Annotated in this window: 20 protein-coding genes, 2 pseudogenes and 1 riboswitch; of the genes and pseudogenes, 12 read left to right on the top strand and 10 right to left on the bottom strand. The window is 38.7% G+C overall.

Going from position 1 to position 22984, the window contains the following annotated elements; genetic code table 11:
• Positions 1 to 128: 128 nt before the first annotated feature.
• Positions 129 to 1499, bottom strand: a complete 1371-nt coding sequence (locus ON09_RS01815) for a DNA recombination protein RmuC (protein WP_010599357.1) — start codon at positions 1497 to 1499, stop codon at positions 129 to 131.
• Positions 1500 to 1709: 210 nt separating this feature from the next.
• Between ON09_RS01815 and purU the strand changes: the two genes are divergently transcribed.
• Together purU and ON09_RS01825 are read left to right on the top strand one after the other, a co-directional pair.
• Positions 1710 to 2549, top strand: a complete 840-nt coding sequence (purU, locus tag ON09_RS01820; RefSeq protein ID WP_010599358.1) for a formyltetrahydrofolate deformylase — start codon at positions 1710 to 1712, stop codon at positions 2547 to 2549.
• A gap of 17 nt (positions 2550 to 2566) precedes the next feature.
• Positions 2567 to 3409, top strand: a complete 843-nt coding sequence (locus ON09_RS01825; protein ID WP_010599359.1) for a hypothetical protein — start codon at positions 2567 to 2569, stop codon at positions 3407 to 3409.
• Here ON09_RS01825 and ON09_RS26435 read toward each other — a convergent pair.
• Positions 3406 to 3948, bottom strand: a complete 543-nt coding sequence (locus ON09_RS26435) for an FAD-dependent oxidoreductase (protein WP_202947101.1) — start codon at positions 3946 to 3948, stop codon at positions 3406 to 3408. The two genes, ON09_RS01825 and ON09_RS26435, sit on opposite strands and share 4 nt — an antisense overlap.
• Positions 3837 to 4541: an NAD(P)/FAD-dependent oxidoreductase gene (locus tag ON09_RS26440; RefSeq protein WP_202947100.1), complete on the bottom strand. Its 705-nt coding sequence runs from the start codon at positions 4539 to 4541 to the stop codon at positions 3837 to 3839. The genes ON09_RS26435 and ON09_RS26440 overlap by 112 nt, the downstream gene beginning before the upstream one ends.
• Before the next feature lie 85 nt (positions 4542 to 4626).
• Between ON09_RS26440 and ON09_RS01835 the strand changes: the two genes are divergently transcribed.
• Positions 4627 to 5322: a zinc metallopeptidase gene (locus ON09_RS01835; protein ID WP_010599360.1), complete on the top strand. Its 696-nt coding sequence runs from the start codon at positions 4627 to 4629 to the stop codon at positions 5320 to 5322.
• 210 nt (positions 5323 to 5532) lie between these two features.
• Here ON09_RS01835 and apaG read toward each other — a convergent pair whose 3' ends face one another.
• Together apaG and dusB are read right to left on the bottom strand one after the other, a co-directional pair.
• On the bottom strand, positions 5533 to 5919 hold the full coding sequence (gene apaG, locus ON09_RS01840; RefSeq protein ID WP_029204051.1) for a Co2+/Mg2+ efflux protein ApaG: 387 nt from the start codon (positions 5917 to 5919) through the stop codon (positions 5533 to 5535).
• 35 nt (positions 5920 to 5954) lie between these two features.
• Positions 5955 to 6962: a tRNA dihydrouridine synthase DusB gene (dusB, locus tag ON09_RS01845; RefSeq protein ID WP_010599362.1), complete on the bottom strand. Its 1008-nt coding sequence runs from the start codon at positions 6960 to 6962 to the stop codon at positions 5955 to 5957.
• 44 nt (positions 6963 to 7006) lie between these two features.
• On the opposite strand from dusB, the gene ON09_RS01850 reads away from it, so the two are divergent.
• The 3 genes from ON09_RS01850 to ON09_RS01860 are packed head-to-tail and all read left to right on the top strand — an operon-like array spanning position 7007 to position 8975.
• Positions 7007 to 7933 (top strand): CPBP family intramembrane glutamic endopeptidase, encoded by a 927-nt coding sequence (locus ON09_RS01850; protein ID WP_010599363.1) that lies wholly within the window; start codon positions 7007 to 7009, stop codon positions 7931 to 7933.
• Positions 7914 to 8120 (top strand): putative signal transducing protein, encoded by a 207-nt coding sequence (locus ON09_RS01855; RefSeq protein ID WP_010599364.1) that lies wholly within the window; start codon positions 7914 to 7916, stop codon positions 8118 to 8120. The genes ON09_RS01850 and ON09_RS01855 overlap by 20 nt, the downstream gene beginning before the upstream one ends.
• Before the next feature lie 45 nt (positions 8121 to 8165).
• Positions 8166 to 8975, top strand: a complete 810-nt coding sequence (locus ON09_RS01860) for a phosphatidate cytidylyltransferase (RefSeq protein WP_010599365.1) — start codon at positions 8166 to 8168, stop codon at positions 8973 to 8975.
• 122 nt (positions 8976 to 9097) lie between these two features.
• On the opposite strand, the gene ON09_RS01865 is transcribed toward ON09_RS01860, so the two are convergent.
• The 3 genes from ON09_RS01865 to metE form a co-directional block, all read right to left on the bottom strand.
• A complete protein-coding gene (locus ON09_RS01865) occupies positions 9098 to 9760 on the bottom strand; it encodes a class I SAM-dependent methyltransferase (RefSeq protein WP_010599366.1) in 663 nt (220 codons plus the stop codon).
• A 62-nt stretch (positions 9761 to 9822) separates the two neighbouring features.
• Positions 9823 to 10209 (bottom strand): acyl-CoA thioesterase, encoded by a 387-nt coding sequence (locus ON09_RS01870; RefSeq protein WP_010599367.1) that lies wholly within the window; start codon positions 10207 to 10209, stop codon positions 9823 to 9825.
• A 97-nt stretch (positions 10210 to 10306) separates the two neighbouring features.
• The gene (gene metE, locus ON09_RS01875; RefSeq protein ID WP_010599368.1) at positions 10307 to 12640 is read right to left on the bottom strand and encodes a 5-methyltetrahydropteroyltriglutamate--homocysteine S-methyltransferase; all 2334 of its coding nucleotides are present in this window, start codon (positions 12638 to 12640) and stop codon (positions 10307 to 10309) included.
• A gap of 190 nt (positions 12641 to 12830) precedes the next feature.
• Positions 12831 to 13028: riboswitch (cobalamin riboswitch) on the bottom strand.
• A gap of 206 nt (positions 13029 to 13234) precedes the next feature.
• Here metE and ON09_RS01880 point away from each other — a divergent pair.
• Together ON09_RS01880 and ON09_RS01885 are read left to right on the top strand one after the other, a co-directional pair.
• Complete coding sequence (locus tag ON09_RS01880; RefSeq protein ID WP_010599369.1) at positions 13235 to 15925, top strand: M14 family metallopeptidase; 2691 nt, start codon at positions 13235 to 13237, stop codon at positions 15923 to 15925.
• Between the two features lie 98 nt (positions 15926 to 16023).
• Positions 16024 to 16740 carry a DsbA family oxidoreductase gene (locus ON09_RS01885; RefSeq protein ID WP_010599370.1) on the top strand — a complete coding sequence of 239 codons (717 nt, stop codon included), beginning with the start codon at positions 16024 to 16026 and terminating at the stop codon, positions 16738 to 16740.
• Between the two features lie 102 nt (positions 16741 to 16842).
• Here the strand turns inward: ON09_RS01885 and ON09_RS01890 are convergent, their stop codons facing one another.
• Positions 16843 to 17061 carry a DUF3820 family protein gene (locus ON09_RS01890; RefSeq protein WP_010599371.1) on the bottom strand — a complete coding sequence of 73 codons (219 nt, stop codon included), beginning with the start codon at positions 17059 to 17061 and terminating at the stop codon, positions 16843 to 16845.
• A 1-nt stretch (position 17062) separates the two neighbouring features.
• Positions 17063 to 20402 (bottom strand): annotated as a pseudogene (gene mfd / locus ON09_RS01895) (transcription-repair coupling factor).
• A 183-nt stretch (positions 20403 to 20585) separates the two neighbouring features.
• Here mfd and ON09_RS01900 point away from each other — a divergent pair.
• From ON09_RS01900 to ON09_RS01920, 4 genes and pseudogenes are all read left to right on the top strand, one after another.
• Positions 20586 to 20888: a DUF2752 domain-containing protein gene (locus tag ON09_RS01900; RefSeq protein ID WP_010599372.1), complete on the top strand. Its 303-nt coding sequence runs from the start codon at positions 20586 to 20588 to the stop codon at positions 20886 to 20888.
• Positions 20889 to 20893: 5 nt separating this feature from the next.
• Complete coding sequence (locus ON09_RS01905) at positions 20894 to 21265, top strand: TM2 domain-containing protein (RefSeq protein WP_010599373.1); 372 nt, start codon at positions 20894 to 20896, stop codon at positions 21263 to 21265.
• A gap of 360 nt (positions 21266 to 21625) precedes the next feature.
• The gene (locus ON09_RS01915) at positions 21626 to 22723 is read left to right on the top strand and encodes a Nif3-like dinuclear metal center hexameric protein (RefSeq protein ID WP_010599374.1); all 1098 of its coding nucleotides are present in this window, start codon (positions 21626 to 21628) and stop codon (positions 22721 to 22723) included.
• Positions 22723 to 22984: pseudogene (locus tag ON09_RS01920) on the top strand (hypothetical protein); the annotation flags it as partial. The gene ON09_RS01915 and the pseudogene ON09_RS01920, both read left to right, overlap by 1 nt.

Genomic DNA, 22984 nt, shown 5'->3' on the forward strand with positions numbered 1-22984 from the left:
ATTGCGAGGCACGAAGCAATCTTAATGCTTGGGTATTATAATCCATCGTTGTAGGATTGTTTCGTGCCTCGAAATGACGAAATTTCTCCTTTCGCTATCGATGGGTTTCCTAACTAACCGATAATAATCTATTCTCCATCCAAATATTTCATATCGATTTGCTTGGTAGCTTTGGCACCTAACCTTTTAATTCTCTCTGAAGTATTGGTCAAATTGCCAGAACCAACAGACAACTTATTTAGGGCTTTATCATAAGCATCCTGACCATTTTTAATGTGTTTACCGATGTTTTCCATATCGGCCACAAAACCCACAAATTTATCGTACATCGCACCGCTTAAACGGGCAATTTCCATAACGTTCCTATTTTGCCTTTCTTGTTTCCACATACTGGCAATGGTACGTAAAGTAGCCAATAAAGTCGAAGGACTCACAATCACTACCCGCCTATCCCATGCAAAATTAAATAGTTCTGCATCTTTCTGCACCGCAATACTAAAAGAAGACTCGATTGGAACGAACAACAAAACAAAGTCTGGAGAATTGATTTTATATAAATCCTGGTAATTTTTTGAAGACAGCTCCTGAATATGATTTTTAATAGAAGCCAGATGCGCTTTTACGTAGCCCTCACGCTCTTCTTCTGTCTCTGCAGATACAGAACGTTCATAGGCAACCAAACTCACCTTAGCATCAACCACAAGATGTTTATCATCTGGTAAATCGATGACTACATCCGGCTGGTATCGTCCGCCTTCGGCGGATGTATGCGAAGCCTGAATGCGATACTCCTGATCCTTAACCAGGCCAGATCGTTCTAAAACCTTTTCTAAAATCACCTCGCCCCAGTTTCCCTGACGTTTATTGTCGCCTTTCAACGCTTTGGTTAAGTTATTAGCATCTTCCTGAATCATTTTACTTTGGATCTGTAATTCAGAGATTACCCCTTTCAATATGTTGCGCTCATCAGATTCTGCCTTGTAGACCTTTTCTACCTTATCTTCAAAAGCTTTAATGTTTTCTTTTAAGGGATTCAAAATAATATCGAGGTTAGTTCTATTCTGTTCGATAAATTTCGATGATTTTTCTTCGAGTATTTTATTGGCAATCAGTTCGAAATCTTTATTAAGTTTCTCTTGAGATTGTTCGTAGCTCAGTTTTTGTTCCGCGAGTTTTTCCTTTTCGGCCAGGTAAAAAGACCGCGTACTTTCCAACTCGCGGTTAGCATCAGCCAAACGATCGCGTTCAGCCTGCAACTCATCAATTAAACGTTGCTGTTCTTGTTTTAATAGGATGGTGATATGATCTTTTTCTGTACCGAGATTGGAAACGCGTTCATCAGCTTTGGCCAAAGCTATTTTCAACGCATCGTTATCTGCTTTAATTCTTTCAAATTCATCAATAGAAATAATATTTATGGCAGTCTGCGGTTTTTTGAAGAATAAAAGAACTAAAACCAGTAGTATGATAACGAGAAGCCCAATTGCGGCAATTTCCATAATGATAAAAATTTTAGTAAAAATCGAAATTTAAAACAGCTTTACCAAAATATTTTGCTATGATTAATTCTATCGTGACAACAGCTGTTTATAATTTTTGATTTTTATGATGAGTTTCAGAAGTAAAAATGGCTCATCAGTTAATAAATATTATACGCTGATAAAATTTCTGCCAATGAATTTCTTATCATTGGGTATAAATTATGATTAATGAACGAATTAACCATCCTCATTTCCTGTCCGGATCAAGTCGGACTTGTTACTAACATCACCAGCGTATTAGCGGCTCATCAACTGAATATCATAGCCATGCGAGAATTTGTTGATGAAGCAAACAAAGCATTTTTTACCCGCATAGCCTGTACCGGTAATTTAGAGAATAAAACCCGTCTGGAGCAGAAACTTCTAGAATCGTTACCACCCGAAGCGGAGGTGAATGTAATTGATCAGCAAGAAAAACAAATTGCCATTTTGGTTACTAAAGAATATCATTGCCTGGCAGAGATTCTAATTAAAAACCAATTTAAAACGCTTGGTGCAAATGTTAAATGCGTAATTGGCAACTATGAATCGCTTCGCGATTTTACTGAAAAACTGGGCATTCCTTATTTTTACGTCGATCATAACGGCAAGGATAAAACTCAATTTGAAAAAGAAATTAAAGCAATATTGAATCAGTTTGATTTAAATTACCTGGTGCTCGCCAAATTTATGCGCATTCTATCTGCAGAATTTGTTAAAGATTACGATGGTAAGGTAATTAATATCCATCATTCATTCTTGCCCGCATTTATTGGTGCAAATCCTTACCGCCAGGCATTTGAAAGAGGCGTGAAAATCATCGGCGCAACGGCCCATTTTGTTACAGATCATTTAGATGAAGGGCCTATTATTACCCAGCATACTACACACATTGATCATAATTTTGGCGTGAAAGAAATGGTTAGAGCAGGAAAAGAAATTGAAAAAAAGGTGCTTTTAGAAGCATTGGAGTTAATTTTTGAAGATCGGGTTTTTGTTAGTGGAAATAAAACTGTTATCTTTAAGTAACACACAAATTTCCTTTTATGAAACTGCTATTTTGCCTTCTTGTGCTCTGCTCAATTGGAGTAAAAGCCCAAACTGACCTAAAATTTGATAAACTTTTAATCGATTGTGAAGATAAATGGGTTGCGGTAAAGGCTGAAGATTCAATACATTACTACTTTGGTTTCATTTACCTTGATAATTCTGCAGGCTTGACATTTAACCTGGAGGGTACTTTTCGAATTGATAGTCTATCCAGGTACATAGCTAGAAAGAATAAGAATATGAAGTTAAGGTTGGCGCCTAATAAAGTTGTGGTGGCAGAAATTCCCGCTAGCCGGCTAGCGGAATTAAAAGTACAGGCCAAACCAGACTGGCTTAGCCGATTCCGGACAGATGATCAAAATGCAGATCGCTTATTTAGGTGGGGCAGCACTTACAATAGGTGGGGCGATGCTAAAAAAGCGCTAAAGTTTTTGAAACAAGCTCGAAGCAAAGACCGTAACTATCCGGGCTTAGATCGGGAGTTCTTCTGGGCCTATAATGGCCAAAAACAAGAAGTATTGGCCAACTTATATTTAGGAGAAGCATTGGCTGATGTTTCTGAAGGAAGACAAACTAATTGTGAATTATATAAGTCGCTTGTATTTAAGCAAACCAATTCAAACGAGTTAAAACAAGCAGAAGAAATGTATTATTATGCCATTAAAGAATGCATTGATGAAACTGCAAAAGCAGATATGGCTTTTAATATTGCCTTTCAGTATTATAAACTAATGAACAAGGAAAAACTGAAACAATGGGAAAATGAGGTTACCCGCTGGATCGTACCAAATGAAAGTTATTCCGAGAAAGTTAAAAAGATGAGCACTGCACTTAATTAAAGGCCGGATTTAATAACGAGTTCTGCAACATCTTCTCCACTTTGCGAACCTATTGCTATTCCCATGCCATTGCACCTGGTAGCGCAGAAAATATCATGCTCCACTTCAGCAATTAATGGTTCTAGTGTATTGCCAAAGGCCATAATTCCGCTCCATCTCAAATCGATCTCGAATTTTTGGTTTGGCAAAATCACGGTTTTAAGTAAATTTTCTAAAGCCAACTGAACAGATGGTGTCTGTCCGAATGTGGTAGTTTTCTCTGCCTCAAAATCGATATTTCTTCCTCCGCCTAATAAAATTCGGTTATTGATGTTTCTAAAGTAATAGTAGCCCTTATCGTAATGGAAAGTACCTGCGGCTTTTAGGTTCTTAATAGGTTTCGTGATGATAACCTGCCCTCTTCCCGGTTCGATATTAATAGATGGAATTAATTTTTGATGTAAGCATTTGTTGCTAAAATTAACTTTTTGCAGGTAAACTGACCTTGATTGGTGGATACAGTAATTTGTTTCGACCGGTTTATCTGATTTATCGAGCAGTTGTTCAGAATAGTAATCCCTATCGATTGCGCATATCGAATTAAGGCAAACATCATCTTTCCGGTATCAATCTGTGCTTCGTATTGGTTGGAGATTATATGGTTAATCCTTCCAAAACCAAACAAATTAATTTTATCATTACTTAAAGAAAAGGCATCTTCACCTACAATATTTTTAATCAGATAATTGAAATGTTCAATTTTCGATACACAAAGATTAAGTAGATCAACATCCTCATTCTTAAATAATTCATATCCTCCTAAAGGCTGATAATCTATAGTCTTATCGCCTAGCAGTTTCCGGAGTTTAAGTAGGCCTCGCCAGCGCCTTTCAATGATGCGATATAGGCCATCTGGATTGGTGTTTTTTTCCTGTTCGATCAGTTCAGAAACGCTGCCAAAACATGCAAAACCTGCATTTTTAGTGCTGGCGCCCGAAGGTAAAAATCCACTTTCCAAAATGGCAACATTCAAATTTGGAAAAGACTTTCTTAGGTGAATAGCAGCATTTAGACCAACAATGCCGCTGCCCACCACAATAACATCATAATTGAAAAAACTGCTTTTCTCCCAATAAGAAATATTATTATCCATGGTATAAATGTAAGATAAAATGAACACCAAATATTATGGGAACGCTTTTTGATATAAGTCAAATTGAAAAACATACAGAAAAGAAATGGGAGTTTATTTAGTCATAATCATCCCGGTATTATTGCTGAGCATGTTTGTGCAGTGGCGTTTTAGAAACAAGTTTTCTAGATATGCAGAAATGCAACTCAGCTCAGGTTTATCGGGCAAAGAGGTAGCAGAAAGAATGCTACATGATAACGGAATATACGATGTGAAAGTGATGAGCACCGAAGGACAATTAACCGATCACTACAATCCATCAGATAGAACCGTAAATTTAAGTACAGACGTTTATTACAGCCGTAGTGTAGCCGCTGCCGCAGTTGCCGCACATGAATGTGGGCATGCCGTACAACATGCGAAATCTTATTCGTGGCTCAACCTGCGCAGTACAATGGTACCTGTAGTAAGCATATCATCAAACCTGTTGCAATGGGTATTGCTGTTAGGGGTAATGTTATTGGTTTTCTCTGTAACGCCAATCGTTTTGGCTATCGGTGTTGTAGGATTAGCCTTGGTTACCATATTTAGCATCATTACCTTACCAGTTGAGTTCGATGCGAGTAACAGAGCACTGGCTTGGTTAAAGAACAATCCAGGTGTGATGCAAACGCAAGAGGAGAATTCTCAAGCAAAAGACGCCCTATGGTGGGCTGCGATGACTTATGTAGTTGCTGCTGTTGGTGCTTTGGCAAACTTACTTTATTATGCTTCGATGCTTTTTGGAAGAGGCAGAGATTAAATTAAAATATTATCTATGAAAAACGAAAGCGGTTTAGGAAATTCCTAGCCGCTTTTTTGTTGAACTATCTTTAATTTTCTGCTTGTATCAAAATGAGGATTCGAAGTTTTATTAATTCTTTTTCAAGATCGATTTTAAACGATAGAAATCATTTTAGATCTACGTGTCTTATCTGAGGCAATCAGTAAGAAATTATAAATGAAGAAGGAATTAATTTAATTTATACGGCGCCACCAACTGAAACTCCGGAATATCTACATCAAACTCCGATTCATCCATTAAACGTTTCATTAAATACATTCCTCTCATGCTACCCATATCTGTTTTTAGGTTACATCCTGAAACGTAAACATGTGTTTCTCCTGGCTGAATAATAGGTTGAAGACCAACAACGCCCTCTCCCTCTACTTCTCTCCGACTACTGTTAGAATCGAAAATAAACCATTGGCGACGCATCAGCTGAACAGCATAGTCAGATAAATTTGAAATTTCTACACGATAAGCAAACATAAAATGTTCATTAACCGGATTGGAGTATTCTGGTTGGTAAACAGTTTCTACCGAAACTTTAACACCGTCTGTAATTGCTGTAACCATGGTTGTAACGAATGTAAAAAAAATCAATTCAAAAATCACGCCAGTACTTTTGTGGCGTCATAGTTGGCAAACTTCTCTGCCACTTCTTCTAAAATACTGTAAATGTTATTGATATCTGGTTCTGCAACCAGGCGCATGCGATATGGTTTAAAATCAGGCAAACCCTTAAAATAGTTAGCATAATGCCTTCTCATTTCAAAAATTCCGGTTTTTGGACCTTTCCATTCCAGTGACTTATCCAAATGGGTACGGCAAACGTCAATTCGCTCTTCAATGGTTGGTCCAGGTAAATGTTCGCCGGTTTTGAAGAAGTGTTTTACTTCACGAAAAATCCAGGGGTAACCAATGGCGGCCCTGCCAATCATGATGCCATCAACTTCATATTCCATGCGCCAGTTCGCCGCCTTTTCCGGACTATCAACATCACCGTTTCCGAAAATTGGAATCTTAATACGGGGATTGCGTTTGATTTCGCGAATCAAACTCCAATCGGCCTCCCCTTTGTATAATTGTGCTCTTGTTCTGCCGTGGATGGTGAGCGCCTGAATGCCAACATCCTGCAAACGCTCGGCAACTTCATAAACGTTTTTGCTATCGTCATCCCAACCTAAACGGGTTTTTACCGTGACAGGTAAATGCGAAGCTTTAACCACGGCTTCAGTCATCTTAACCATTTTATCGATATCGCGAAGTAAGCTGGAACCGGCACCCTTACAAACTACATTTTTAACGGGACAGCCATAATTAATGTCCACTAAATCTGGCCCTGCAGCTGATGCAATTTCAGAAGCTTCACGCATGTGCTCGATATCGCCACCAAAAATCTGGATGCCAATTGGCCTTTCATATTCAAAAATATCTAGTTTCTGCAAGCTTTTTGCCGCATCACGAATCAAGCCCTCCGATGAAATAAATTCCGTATACATCAAATCTGCCCCGTTTTGTTTACACACATAACGGAAAGGCGGATCACTTACATCCTCCATTGGCGCTAGCAATAATGGGAACTCGCCTAAATCTATATTTCCTATCTTTACAGACATTCTCTATCTTCAACAATTAATAAAAACATACAAAGGTACAAATAATGAATTTTGTAACACCTAACAAGGAGGAAATCAATCCTTTCTTACAATTACTTTTACTTTTATTTTACGCAGTAGCGGGAGCTTTTGTATTTGGTTTATTGGCAGTTGTAATCGTTTTAATGATTTATGGCCTGGGCATGGTGAGTAATCTCGACCTGCTCATGTCTGGAGATCCAAAATATATTGATGGGTTAAAAATTATTCAAATACTCAGTTCAATAGGCACTTTTATACTACCGCCTTTAGCACTGGCGTGGACAGAACGCAGGAAAGTAAATGTATTTTATAGTTTTCGTAAACCTCAGTTTCTGCTGGTTGCTTTGGTTGTCATCATTATGATTGCAAGCATGCCATTTATGGAATGGACGGTGCTGATAAATCAGAAAATGGTTCTTCCTAATTTTTTAAAAGGTGTCGAACAATGGATGAAGGAAAAAGAGGAAGCTGCAATGAAGCTTACTATAGCGCTGATCACTGTTCGGGGTAACCTTGATTTCGTGGTCAACCTGGTGATGATTGCTCTTCTGCCTGCTATCGGTGAAGAACTGATGTTTCGTGGAGGCGTTCAACGTTCGCTAACCAAAGCATTTAACAGTCCGCATTTAGCAATATGGTTAACGGCCATTATTTTCAGCGCCATTCATGTTCAGTTTTATGGCTTTATTCCCCGCATGCTTTTGGGCGCTGGTTTTGGTTATTTGTATTTTTATAGCGGAAGCCTTTGGTACGCCATGATTGCACACTTTATTAACAACGCTTACGCAGTTTGTGCGGCCTTTTACATGCAAAAACATAACATGCCATTAGATAAAGCAGATGAACCGATTGGTTTTCCCTGGTATGGCTATTTAATTAGTGCAATAATTACCATAGCTTTGTTTAAATTTTTTAAAGATAACGCAGAACGTGAGCGAAAACTGGATTAAAGTATATACTACAAGCAACACCTTCGCTGCTGAGGTATTAAAGCAGGGATTAACGGAAGCGGGAATTCCTGCCGTGACGATTAATAAACAACTATCGGCTTACAATATTGGTGAGATAAATGTTTTAGTGAATAAGTCAGATTTCGATAAAGCCATAGAATACATCGTTGAAAACGAAATTGAGTAAGGAACATCGTCACCTTAAATCCTACACCTTTTACCTCAAGCCTTAATGAAAACCAGAGCAATAACCGCTTTCTTTTTTACCATCGTGATGTTGGGTTCCATCTTTTTGGGGAGCTACACTTTTACCATATTTTACCTTATTTTAAGCGTATTATCGCTATTCGAATTTTATAAACTAATTAAAAACTCTGGCATTCGTCCGCATAGAAACATCGGTTTGGCAGCGGGAGCGTTAATATTTTTCATGGCAGCGGGTTTACATTATTTGCAATACGATGTTAAATACCTCTTGCTTTGTATTCCCTTAATCTTTTCGGTTTTTATCACTGAGTTATATAAAAAGAATAAAATTCCCTTTGCCAATATTTCATACACATTTGTTGGCTTTGTGTATGTAACCATTCCGTTTTGCTTTTTCCATGCACTGGGATTTTTAAAGAACTGGCACGAATATAACTTCCACTTTCCATTAGCATTTTTATTAATGCTTTGGGCAAATGATACAGGCGCCTATCTCTTCGGCGTAAAATATGGTAAACGCAAACTTTTCGAACGTCATTCGCCGAAGAAGAGCTGGGAAGGTTTTTTTGGTGGCGTATTCACTGCCGTTTTAGTGTCTTTCGGTTTATCATTTTTATTTATAGAAAACCAGGCGTGGGTTTGGGCAGGAATGGCGGTTTTAATTGCTTGCTTCGGTACCTTAGGCGATTTAGTAGAATCGATGTTAAAACGCAGTTTGGATACCAAAGACAGCGGAGGTTTACTTCCCGGACATGGTGGCCTGCTCGATCGTTTTGATGGATTATTGTTAGCCGCACCAGTAGTTTACGCCTATTTGTATTTGATTTTGTATTAATTCTTTGGAATTAATGGTTGATGCTCCTGGCGGCCATTAGTCCCGCTTTTCGCTATATCCCAAATAGAAAAAATTTGGGGATGCCGCTGCAATCGGGTTTAATAACATAGGTAGATTACCTATTAACAGCCAATCACTACATAATAATCTCTTTCAACCATCAATCCTACATTACTTTTTATATGTTCCGTTTTCTTTTCGAATTTACCGTTACTAAAGCCAACGTTTTTTAATAAATCAATCACAGCTTCTATCTCATATAGGGTGAAGCCATATTTTGTGAAAGGCAGATTTTCCATGAAGGTTTTATCAGCGAAACACAACACAAACTTACCACCTGGTTTTAATACCCTAACAATTTCTTGAATGTAGTAATGAGGACGATCCCAAAAGTAAATGGTATTCACTGTAAAGATCTTTTCAAACTGATTATCGGCAAAAGGTAAATCTATTCCATTGGTTAAGTGGAAATATACAGTTTCATTGGTTAAAAAGTCTTGATTTAATTTCTTTGCTTCAGCGATAATGGTCTCCGAAATATCTGCACCAGAATATTTCAAATTTTCAGCCTTACTCAACAAATCTGCAATATGCCCGCCATTTCCATGTCCAATTTCAAGAATGTTATCTCCATCGTGGAGATTCAAAGCCTCAATAGCGGCATTGGTCATTCCAATATTACTGGCATTCATGGTTTCGCCAGTTTTAATTCCATATTCGCCTTCCGGATGACTGAGTTGTTTTGCGATATTTTTTAAATCTTCTTCAGAATATTGATGCTGCATGAACCAAAACTAAAAAATAAACGGTATTAATTTTTATAACTTTTTAGCGAAACGTTACAACATTATTTTATCACCTGTACCGGTTTTTTGTTTTCATCAATGGCAACAAAAGTAAAATCGCCGTGTACCGCTAACTCTCTTCCTTCGGCATACATCTGTTCGATATAAATCTCCACATTTACTTTTAAGCTTGTATTTCCAACATGGTTTACCTTACCTATGAGCTCAACAATGGTTCCGGCCGGGATGGGCTTTTTAAAATCGATCCGGTCGCTACTCACCGTTACCATAATCTGACGACTAAAACGGGTGGCAGTGATAAAAGCAACTTCATCCATCAAATGCATAGCGGTACCGCCAAAAAGCGTATCATAATGATTGGTAGTGTTTGGAAACACAGCTTTAAAAATGCTGGTTTTAGAGTATTCAATTCTTTCTTCTAGGGTCATGATTGGTTTTATAAATATTGCCACGGAAACAGGAATACAAAATGAAAATGATTACATCTTCTTTTTCCATCATTTCCGTGCTTCCGTGGCAAAAGTATTAATTTATCTCAGGCTCGGTAACTAAAACTTCTTCTGTTTTGCGCATTTCTTTCGCCGCTTCAACCATTTCGATTAAAGCTTTTTTGGTTTCGTCCCAGCCACGAGTTTTTAGTCCACAGTCTGGATTAACCCAAAGCTGATCTGACGGAATAACCGCTTTCGCTTTCTTTAACAAATGGACCATTTCTTCCCTTTTTGGTACACGGGGAGAGTGGATATCATAAACACCCGGACCAATTTCATTAGGATATTGGAAATTGGCAAAGGCATCCAGCAGCTCCATTTGCGAACGCGAAGTCTCAATCGTAATCACATCGGCGTCCATATCAGCAATGTTCTGAATGATATCATTAAACTCTGAATAACACATATGGGTGTGGATTTGCGTTTCGTCTTTCACGCTGCTGGCCGAGATTCTGAAGGCTTTTACTGCCCAGTTTAAATAGTGCTGCCATTCTGCTTTGCGCAAAGGCAAACCTTCTCTGATGGCAGGCTCATCGATTTGAATGATTTTGATTCCTGCTTTTTCTAAATCTGAAACTTCATCACGGATGGCTAAAGCGATTTGTGTACAGGTTAATGAGCGAGGCTGATCGTTACGTACAAAAGACCATTGTAAAATGGTAACCGGGCCTGTTAACATGCCTTTCATATATTTCGAAGTTAGCGATTGCGCATAGGCAGTCCATTTTACGGTCATAGGGTGCGGGCGGGAAACATCTCCATAAATAATTGGAGGTTTCACACAACGTGATCCATAACTCTGCACCCAGCCGTTTTTGGAGAAAGCAAAGCCATCCAATTGCTCACCGAAGTATTCAACCATATCATTTCGCTCAAATTCACCATGAACCAATACATCCAGGTCAATGTCTTCCTGCCACTTTACCGCTTTTGCGGTTTCTTCGGCAATTAAGGTATCATATTCCTTTTGTGAGTATGTGCCATTTTTAAATTTTGCCCGCCAGCTTCTCACTTCTGTGGTTTGCGGAAAAGATCCAATGGTCGTGGTCGCAAAGCGAGGCAAATTCAGCGATTGTTGCTTTACTTTCCTCAAAGAAAATGGGCTCAACCTTTCTGCATCGCTATCATCTAAGTTTGCAACACGTTCTTTAACAATGGGGTTATGAATTAAGTTTGATGTTTTTCTGTTGCTTAAAGCTTTTTTATTCTCTTCAAGTTTTTGCGTGGTAGATGCAGGGCTTTCGTTCGTAATCAGCTTTTTTAATGTAACCACTTCAGCAACTTTTTGCCTGGCGTAGGCTAGCCATTGTTTAATTTCTGGAGATAAATGTTTATCATCGGTTTCATTTTCGAGATCAACCGGACAATGAATTAGAGAGCAGGACGGTGCAATCCAAACGCGATCTTCTCCCAACTTTTGTAGGGCATGGTTAATAAGTGATAGCGAATGGTCGTAATCGTTTTTCCAGATATTCCGGCCATCAACTAAACCTAGCGATAGGATAGTTTTTTCATTTAATCTGCGCAAAACTTCCGCCAGTTGTACCTCAGCACGAACCAAATCGATATGTAGTACCTTCATGGGAAGCGATGTCACCAAATCCAAGTTGTTATCTAGCCCTTCAAAATAAGTTGCCAGAACAATTTTTAGCTTTGGAAATGCTTTTTTGATTTCTTTATAGGCATATTCATAGGCTTTTTGCTCTTTTTCAGACAAATCTAAAGTCAAAAATGGCTCATCAAACTGCACATATTCCACGTCGAGTGAGACTAATCTTGTCAGAATATCCAGGTAAACCGGAAGAAGATTTTTAATCAGATCAATTTTTTCAAAACCTGCTTCTTTTTCTTTGCCTAATAAAAGATATGAAATTGGGCCGATTAGAACAGGTTTGGTGATGATGCCAAGTTGCTTGGCCTCATAAAACTCATCAATTATTTTAGTTGAAAATAACTTAAATGGCTGATCTTTGTAGAATTCCGGAACGATGTAGTGATAATTGGTATCAAACCATTTTGTCATTTCCATGGCTACTACATCCAGGCCATCTTTTTGGTAGCCTCTGGCCATTGCGAAGTACAAATCGAGTTCAGAGTTTCCTTTTTTGAGGATAACCTCATTGTACCTCTTCGGAATTGCGCCAAAAGTTAATGAATGGTCTAAAACATGATCGTAAAATGAAAAATCATTGGATGGAATAATATCAACTCCTGCTTCCTGTTGAAGTTTCCAATTTTCGTGGCGGATGTTTTTCCCTACCTGAAGTACATTTTTGTACCCCGTTTTACCTGCCCAATAGTTTTCGCAGATTTTCTTTAATTCGCGGTGGCTACCAATTCGCGGATAGCCTAGATTTTGCGTTAGCATCTCTTTTAAAGATTAAGTGAATAAATCGTTAAAAGCCCTCAAAGCAATATTTTTAATGTTTTCTTGTCAAAATTAAAAGGAAAAGTCAGGGCACAGAAAATCCAGTCTGAGCAAAAGCTTAGAGAAATTAATAAAACGGTTAATTTTATTGTACCTATCAGACCTGACCAGTTTCTTTTTACGCGAAAGCACCGTCAATTCGATATTTGGCAGGTCTCCTGACTTACGCCCCGTTTTATCGCCTTCCCATACCCGAAAGTACAGTGGCATGAATGATAAAACAGTTGTTCGATGAACAGCGTTTACAGTTGCGCGACAGCTCGTGATTTGCACACGATTCCCTTTTAATTCCAACATTACATCGGAAACCTCTATCGGTTGATGAAAAATAAAGTTAAGAACTTACATCGAAACAAATGTATCGAATAACAAGGAGGAATTTTAATGGTTGGCAAATATTATTCTGAATTTATCAAACCGAAGCCGCTAAACATTGCTAATATTTGGAAAGTTAAAAACTGTAACAAATTTACATCAGCAATAATATAGATCGTTTTCTAATTATATTTGAATATCCAACAAACACCCTAAATTATGATTAAAAGACACTTTAGAAAGCTATCCTTAGCTTTTCTAATCGTAAGTAGCAGCGCCATTGCACAGGAAGTGCCATCGCCTAAATCTCATTTTGGTTTTGCAATCGGCGATGATTATCAATTGGCAACTTACACCCAAACGGAAGCTTATTTTAAAAAGCTTGCTGAAACTTCAAAACGTGTTAAGTTAGTAGACATAGGAAAAACTGAAGAGGGAAGAAGTCAATATATGCTGGTTGTTTCCTCTCCTGAAAATATTCAGAATTTAACCCGGTATAAAGAAATTTCTCAGCAACTGGCTCATGCAGAAATTACGCCTGAGCAGGCAAAGGCACTAGCACAAGAGGGGAAAGCAGTGGTTTGGATAGATGGCGGCTTGCATGCGAATGAAACCGTTGGTGCACACCAATTGATTCAAACAGCTTATGAATTTGCTTCTAAAACAGATCCGGAAACCTTGAAAATACTGGATAATGTGATCATTTTGTTTACCCATGCCAATCCAGATGGACAAGAGTTGGTAAGCAACTGGTACATGAGGGAAAAAGATCCAAAAAAACGAGTGCTTTCTGGCTGGCCAAGGCTGTATGAAAAATACGCCGGACACGATAATAACCGTGATTTTTTCATGCTCAATTTAAAAGAAACTCAAAATATGGGGCGCCAGCTTTTTGTTGAATGGATTCCGCAGATTATGTACAACCATCACCAGGCTGGTCCAGCAGGAACAGTTGTTGCGGGGCCACCTTATCGCGATCCTTTTAACTATGTTTTTGATGCGACACTTTTAACCAGTTTAGATGCTGTAGGAGCAGCGATGCATACCCGACTCAATGTGGAAAGCAAGCCTGGTTATACACAACGTGGAGGGTCGGTGTTTTCTACCTGGTATAATGGTGGTTTGAGAACGACAACTTATTTCCACAATATGATCGGTTTGTTAACTGAAATTGTGGGCAGCCCTACCCCATCAGAAATTCCGCTGGTGCCATCGCGATTGTTGCCAAATAGTGATTCACCAAACCCGGTTACCCCGAGAAAATGGTATTTTAAAAACTCTATTGATTATTCTGTTTCATTGAATTACGCGGTGTTAAATTACGCCCAACGCCATGCTGATGAGTTGCTTTTCAACATCTATCAAATGGGTAAAAATTCGATTGATAGAGGTAAAAAAGATACCTGGTCATTCTCACCAAAGAAAATAGAAGCCATTAACGCTGCGGCTAAAAAAGGCGGTTCTGGTTCAGCAGATGCTGGTGATTCGGAATTTGGATCAAGAAGGGCAATGAGCGTAAAATATTTCGATACCGTAATGAATGCGCCTGCAAACAGAGATCCGAGGGGTTATATTTTGTCTGCTGACCAGGCGGATTTTAATTCGGCGATTAAATTTCTAAATGCGTTAATTAGAACTGGTATTGTCGTGCAAAAGGCAATGGCTCCATTTACCGTTGAAGGCAAAAATTATCCGGCAGGGAGTTATGTCGTTAAAACCGATCAGGCTTTCCGTCCACATGTTTTGGATATGTTTGAACCGCAAGATCACCCCAATGATTTTAAATACGAAGGTGGCGCACCTATTCCGCCTTACGACGCTGCAGGATGGACCCTAGCCTATTTAATGGATGTGAAGTTCGACCGGATTCAGAACGATTTCAATGGACCGTTTGAGCGCAATCCGTACGGAAAATTACTGGTTCCGGAAAATAAAGTAGCGGGATCGAGCTTCGTTTTAAGTGCAGCTCAGAATGACTCTTACACAGCGGTTAACGACTTATTAAAAAACAAAGTAGAAGTTTATCGTTCAAATGAGAATGGCGATTTTTATGTATCATCTGCTGGAAAATCAATACTGGAGAAAGCCAATGTAAAATTAAAATCTGCTTCAGCACCGAAAGATAAAATGAAGATTACGGCTTCCAGAATAGCCTTATGGGATAATTACGGTGGTTCAATGGCTTCAGGCTGGATGCGTCTCATTATGGAACAGTACCATTATAACGCAACAGTGATTTACCCTCAGGATATTGACGCAGGAAATTTGAAATCGAAATACGATGTGATCATTTTTGTTGGCGGAGCAATTCCTTCTGTTCAGGCTGGTGGTTTTGGTTCGAGAAACTTTGGTCCGAAGGCGGAGGAAATCCCCGAGGAATTTAGAAATCGTTTAGGCAGAATTACTGCAGAAAAATCTATCCCTGAGTTGAAAAAGTTTTTAGAAGCCGGCGGAAATGTGGTGACTATTGGAAGTAGTACCAGTTTAGCCTATCATTTAAATCTTCCTGTTCGCAATGCAGTTGTTGAGATTGTGAATGGCGAAGAAAAAAGGCTTCCGGCAGAGAAATATTATGTTCCGGGAAGTGTATTAAACGTTGCTGTTGACACGAAGCAACCAGCCGTATGGGGAATGGAAAAAGAGGCAGATGTTTATTTTGACAACAGTCCGGTATTTAAATTAACCGGCGATGCAATATCCGCAGGGAAAATTAAACCTTTAATGTGGTTTGCATCTGGAAAACCTTTACGCAGCGGCTGGGCATGGGGACAGGCTTATCTGCAAGATGGTGTAACCGCTTTTGAAGCTCAAGTGGGTAAGGGAAAATTACTGGCTTTCGGTCCGGAGATTGCTTTCAGGGCGCAAACACATGGTACATTTAAATTGATTTTCAATCAGTTATATAAATAAATTTAGAAAAACTAACTCTGGGGCGCTATCCATTTAGATAGCGCCCTTTTTACTTTATGCTTACCAAGCTTTATGCTTAAAGTACCTACTTTTATGTCATGAAAGTAGAAATCTGGTCGGATGTCATGTGTCCGTTTTGCTATATCGGTAAGCGTCATTTCGAGCAAGCCATTGAAAACTTACCTTTTAAGGATGAAATTGTTGTGGATTGGAAAAGTTATCAGCTTAATCCTGAATACCACAACACCGATAATGAAACCATATACGACTACTTGTTTAGAAGCAAAGGAATGCCAATTGAACAGGCCAAACAAATGACCAGGCAAGTGGTAGACATGGCTGAAAATGCTGGCCTAACAATCAATTTTGATACAAATATTCCTGCCAATACGTTTGATGCCCACCGGTTAATTCATTTAGCTTCAAAGCATGGCTTACAGGATTTAGCGGAAGAAAAACTATTTGAAGCGCATTTTGTGAATAGCAGAAATATAGGTGAAAAAGAAGTATTGATTGATATTGCTGGTGAAATGGGTTTAGATAAAAATGAAGCTGAACAGGTTTTAAATGGTGATCAATTTGCTGAAGCTGTTCGTTATGATATTTATGAAAGTCAGAATTTGGGTATTCGTGGTGTACCTTATTTCGTAATGGACAGGAAATATGGTGTTTCTGGCGCACAACCTGTAGAAGCTTTTACTGAGGCATTGACGCAAAGTTTCACGGAATGGAAATCGGCACAACCAAAAACACAGATCACTTCGCTAAATACAAACAATGATGCCGTTTGTGATGAAAATGGCTGTGAGATATAGGCTTCCGTTATTGCGAGCCACGAAGCAATCTTAATGCTTTTGGTATTGTAGTGATCGTTGTAGGATTGCTTCGTGCCTCGCAATGACGATTTCAGAAAGGAGTTACCTATTCCCATTCTTCAATGGTGTTAACAGATACTCCAATCCGTTAACTCTGATCTCGAACATTGTGGCCATTAAATCGCCCAGTTTACCCTTGGGGAAACCTTTATCCTTGTACCAAAGCAAATAACTTTCCGGGATATTACAAATCAAATAACCCTTATATTTTCCATAGGGCATTTGCATTTTTACCAAATCAAGCAATAAAGTTGGATCCATTTTAATCGATTAACGCCAAAGTTTGAATAGCCTCTTCAACCGTGCTTACATTATCAAAAGCGATACGTAAAGTATTCTTAACCTCCTTTAAGTTACACATCCGTGGATGATTTTGAGCAAAGGTTAAAATCTTGGTAAAAGTAGTGGAATCAAAATAAGCCGATTGCTTATCACTTAAGAAATAACCGCGTAAACTATTTTTCTTGAAACTGATTTTCTCGAAGCCTAATTTTTTGCCCAGCCATTGCAAACGGACCACACTCAACATGGTTTTTACCTGAGGTGGAACCGGACCAAATCGATCGGTTAAATGTTTTTCAAACACCGCTAACTCCGTTTCATTATCAAGCTTAGAAAGCTCGGTATATAAATTATAACGCTCTGTAATATTGGTAATGTAGGCATCAGGTATGTAAAGCTCCAAATCGGTATCAACTTGTGTAAACCCAACAAACGGACGAGCAGGTTCATTTTCAAACAAACCTTTGAATTCAGCTTCTTTCAGTTCCTGAATAGCCTCATCTAAAATTTTATGGTACATTTCAAAACCAATTTCAGCAATGAAACCACTTTGCTCTGCACCCAATAAGTTTCCGCTGCCGCGGATATCTAAATCCCGCATCGCTACGTTGAAACCGCTACCCAAATCAGAAAACTCTTCAATGGCGCTCAAACGTTTTCTGGCTTCAGAAGTTAAAGTTGAAAGCGGTGGTGATAACAAATAACAGAAAGCTTTTTTATTGCTCCGCCCTACCCGACCACGCATTTGGTGCAAATCGCTCAAGCCGAACATATGCGCATGATTGATAATAATCGTGTTGGCATTCGGAATATCCAAACCCGCTTCGATAATAGTGGTTGCAACTAAAACATCTTTTTCGCCGTTGATAAAATCAAGCATCACATCTTCCAGGGCGTCGCCATCTAACTGACCGTGAGCAATACCAATCCTGGCTTTTGGCACTAATTTTTGAATCATTCCGCCCAGTTGCATCAAATCATTTACCCGGTTATGGATGAAGAAAACCTGTCCGCCACGATCCAGTTCAAATTGAACCGCTTCCTGGATCAGTTTGTCATTGAAAACATGTAGCTCGGTGCTAACCGGCTGACGATTCGGTGGTGGCGTACTGATGATGGATAAATCTCGGGCGCCCATCAACGAAAAGTGTAATGTTCTCGGAATTGGCGTTGCGGTAAGCGTTAACGTATCTACATTTACACGAACAGCTTTTAATCTCTCTTTGGCAGTTACGCCAAATTTTTGCTCTTCATCAATAATCATAATACCCAGATCTTTGAACTTCACATCCTTGCTCAGCAAACGGTGGGTGCCGATCAAAATATCAACCTTGCCAGCTGCGGCCTCGGCCAAAGTATCTTTAATTTGTTTATTGGTTTTAAAGCGGTTGATATAATCTACCGTAACCGGAAAATCTTTTAACCTTGAAGAGAATGTTTTGAAATGTTGTAAAGCCAGGATAGTGGTGGGGACTAAAACAGCGGCTTGTTTGCCTTCTGCAACAGCTTTAAAAGCTGCACGAACGGCAATTTCTGTCTTCCCGAACCCCACATCACCACAAACCAATCGATCCATCGGATGTGGCGATTCCATATCTTTTTTTACTATCCTGAGTGGCTTTTAACTGATCCGGAGTATCCTCATAAATAAAAGAAGCCTCCAATTCAGCTTGTAAATATCCGTCAGGAGAAAAGGCAGTACCAGCCTGGGTTTTACGTATCGCATAAAGCTTAATCAAATCCCGGGCAATGTCTTTAACTTTTTTTTTTGTTGTTTTCTTGAGTTTATCCCAGGCGTCGGTACCTAATTTATTCATTTTAGGTACGCCACTTTCCTTACCACTATATTTCGCAATGCGATTTAAGGAGTTAATGTTCACATAAAGCAAATCATTATCAGCATAAATCAAGCGAATCATTTCCTGGGTTTTGCCATTCACTTCAACTTTTTCCAATCCGGCATATTTTCCGATACCGTGATCAATATGGGTTACATAATCACCCGATTTTAGCTCACGAAGATCTTTAAGGGTAATGGCCTGACTTTTCTGATAACCCTTTTTAAGCTTGTATTTATAGTAACGATCGAAAATTTGATGGTCAGTGTAGAAAGCAGTTTGAATTTTTGGGTCGACAAAACCCTCACGCAACATGCTATTGATCGGGGTAAACTTTGCAGTTTTATCGATATCCTCTAAAATGGCATACAAACGCTCAATTTGTTTTGGCGAATCTGTAAAAATGAAATTTACAATCCCCTCCTTTTCGTTCTCTTTTAAATTGTGGATTAAAAGGTTGAAATCTTTATTGAACGATGGCTGCGGTTTTGTTTCGAACTCAAAGCGATGATCTGTTTTGTAGAAAAACTGCTTGCCAAATTCCACCAAAGGGAAATCATGCAAATGATCGCCTAATAATTTCTCATCACTAAAAGCAAATTTAGGGTCAATCCACTCTGGATTTTTGTTTTTATCATCCAGCGATAATGCTTTCCACAGTTCAACTGCCTTTTTGTAGCCAGCCTTTACAATATCTAAAGTAAACTCTACATCTTTGAACCAGAGTTGTGTATCCTGATCAATATAATCAAGAATGCTGATGTTGCTTTCCGTTAAAAACTTTGCCTGTACATTTGGCACAATGGTTAGCGATTTCACATCGGTTACTGAAAGCTGACTTTCGATTTCAAAACTTCGAATACTCTCTACTTCATCTCCAAAAAACTCGATGCGGTAAGGTAAATCAGAAGAAAAAGAAAAAATATCTACAATACCACCACGAATTGAAAATTGCCCGGGTTCGTAAACAAAATCTCGTCTGTCAAAATCGTAATCGATTAAAAACTCATTAATAAAATCTATGCCCAGCTTAGCGCCTAAAGAAATCTCCAAGGTATTTTTTTCTAAAGCAGAACGATCGATCACTTTTTCAGCAATGGCTTCCGGGTAAGAAACTACAATTTTGCCATATTCCGAATCATGATTCAATTCATTTAAAACCTCGGCACGAGCCAAAACGTTAGCGGTATCAACCTGGGTAAAATCAAAGGACTTCCGGTAAGAAGACGGGAAAAGTAAAACCTGTTTATCCAGCACACTTTCCAGGTCAGATTGAAAATAAGCTGCCTCTTCCCGGTCAGGAAGTACAAAAAGCAAAGGTTTGTGCAGTAAAAAATAAGAGGAAAGAGCAACAATGGCATCGGCAGAACCCACCAATCCCTTTAATTGTATCTTCGGGTTTTTGGTACTGTTCAACGCCTTGGTAAATTCGGTTACCCTATCGTCGGTTTTGTATCTGTTTATTAAATCGCGAATGTTCAAGGCACAAAAATAAGCTTATCTTTTATATTTAACCGCAAACTTTGTTAAAGGTTTTTTAAGTTTGTGCGTAGTTTCTCGTGTTCCAATCCTCATTCGTCGGTTTAAATTTATGGTTCGTCGAATAAACGTCTATCCTTGTAACAAAGCTTGGCTCAAATCCTCTAAAATATATAAATTGAAAGCATGAAACACTTAAAAAACTTTCCAATAGAACTTGTGTTCTGGGTGACAGCTTTAGTGTTACTGGCAACAGCAAACAGTCATGAGCATCACTTTACACTTTGCCCGCTGGCCAATTTAGGTTACGAGGGTTGGTGTCCGGGATGCGGGTTGGGCAGGTCGATCAGTCATATTTTTCATGGCGAGTTTACCGAAAGCTTTTCTCAACATTGGTTTGGTTTGCCGGCACTTTTAATTATAATTTATAGAATTTATACGTTGATAAAACATAAGAATACATTTAAAATTCAAACTAAAAACACATAGAAACCATGGATATATTTCAATCGCCTTTAATGTCGTTACCAGGTATAACGCCAGAAGAATATGCATATTTACAACAAGCTACAACAGGTTTAAATGAACAACAGTTGCGTAATTTCTTAATGATTTACGGTAGCCGCAGAAAACAACCATCAGAAATTTTATTGTTAGCCTTAATCGGATTTTTAGGGTTCGCCGGAATCCACCGCTTTGTAATCGGACAAATTGGAATGGGTATTTTATATTTCTTTACCGGTGGTTTATGTATGATTGGTACCATCGTAGATGTAATTAACCACAAAAACCTGGCTTTTGAATATAACCAGAAAATGGTTTTCGAGAGCTTGCAAATGGTAAGAATGGGCGGCGGATTTCAATAAAACATTTGATTATCTGGAAAGCAAAAACAAAAGCCTTTTTTAAGGTTGGTCCCGCCATACACTTCAAGTCCGCACCCAATGAAAAATTGGGTTTGCGGGCTTTTTGTTTCTGTCGGGTTTAGATTGCAACACCTGCCTTGCTTGGTTTGGGTAGCCCATTGCCCACCTGACTGGTAACCTCGATGCAATAGATTTTCATCTAGATTGAAGCATAGTAAAGCAACGAGATCTATAAACCTTGCAATTCAATTCAAATAATTTCTTGGATTCGTTCGAAATGACGGTTAATCTGCCATTAACGAAAAATATTAGATTAAAAATCCACTCTCACAAAAACATCAAATTATATATCTTTATGCCATGAGATTATCAGAACTAACGAATTATCTGGAAAGCATTGCCCCACTAAATTATCAGGAAGATTACGACAACTCTGGTTTGATCGTTGGCGATCCTAAGATGGAAATTCGTGCGGCGCTTGTCGCTTTAGATTGTATCGAATCGGTTGTGGATGAAGCCATTTCAACAGGTTGCAATCTAATAATCACCCATCATCCAATCGTTTTTAAAGGACTAAAAAAGCTCAACGGAAAAAACTACGTGGAGCGTGTAGTGTTAAAGGCCATCAAAAATAATATTGCCTTGTATGCCATTCATACCAATTTAGATGCCATCCACACTGGTGTAAATGCCCGGATATGCGAACGATTGGGTTTAACCGGAACCAAAGTACTTTCACCAAAACCAGGTTTACTTAAAAAATTGGTTACTTATTGTCCGCAAGCCCAGTCAGAACAATTACGCTCTGCTTTATTTTATGCTGGCGCTGGCAATATTGGCAACTATAGCGAATGTAGCTTCAATGCTGATGGTTTTGGAACATTTAAGGGTAATGAAGATGCTGATCCTTTTGTTGGAGAAAAGGGCATTCGTCACAGAGAATCAGAAGTGCGCATTGAGGTGGTTTACCCCACCCAGGCAGAAAGAAAAATTTTGGTAGCACTTTTCGAAAATCATCCTTACGAAGAAGTAGCTTATGACATTTATAAATTGGAAAATAAGCACCAGCTTGTGGGCTCTGGTATGGTAGGCTGGTTAGAATATGACATGGACGGCTATGATTTCCTTCATTTGGTAAAAGATAGGATGCAGGCTAAAGTGGTTAGGCACACAGATGTTATCGCTAAAAGAATAAAAAAAGTTGCCGTTTGTGGCGGATCAGGGAGTTTTCTTTTAAAGGATGCAATTGCAGCAGGAGCAGATGCATTTATCACTGCTGATTTTAAATATCATGAGTTTTTCGATGCAGAGGAAAAAATCATCATTGCAGACATCGGACACTTTGAAACTGAACAATTTACATCAAATTTATTGCTTGAAATTATTCAGAAAAAATTTACTAACTTTGCAATCCGTTTAACGGAGCAAAATACAAACCCCATAAATTACTTGTTTTAATGGAACAAACCGTAGAACAAAAGCTAAAAGCTTTATACGAATTACAAAATATCCACACTAAAATTGATAAAATTCGCCAGGTACGTGGTGAATTACCAATGGAAGTTGCCGATTTAGAAGATGATGTTTTAGGATTAGAAACTAGAATTTCAAAAATCAAAGGCGAACTTGATGATCTTGAGGATTCAATCGTAACCCGTAAAAATACGATCAAAGATGCTCAGGCAGCTATCAAAAAATACGATTCTCAATTAAAAGAAG

Source organism: Pedobacter agri PB92 (genome assembly GCF_000258495.1).
Classification (GTDB): domain Bacteria; phylum Bacteroidota; class Bacteroidia; order Sphingobacteriales; family Sphingobacteriaceae; genus Pedobacter; species Pedobacter agri.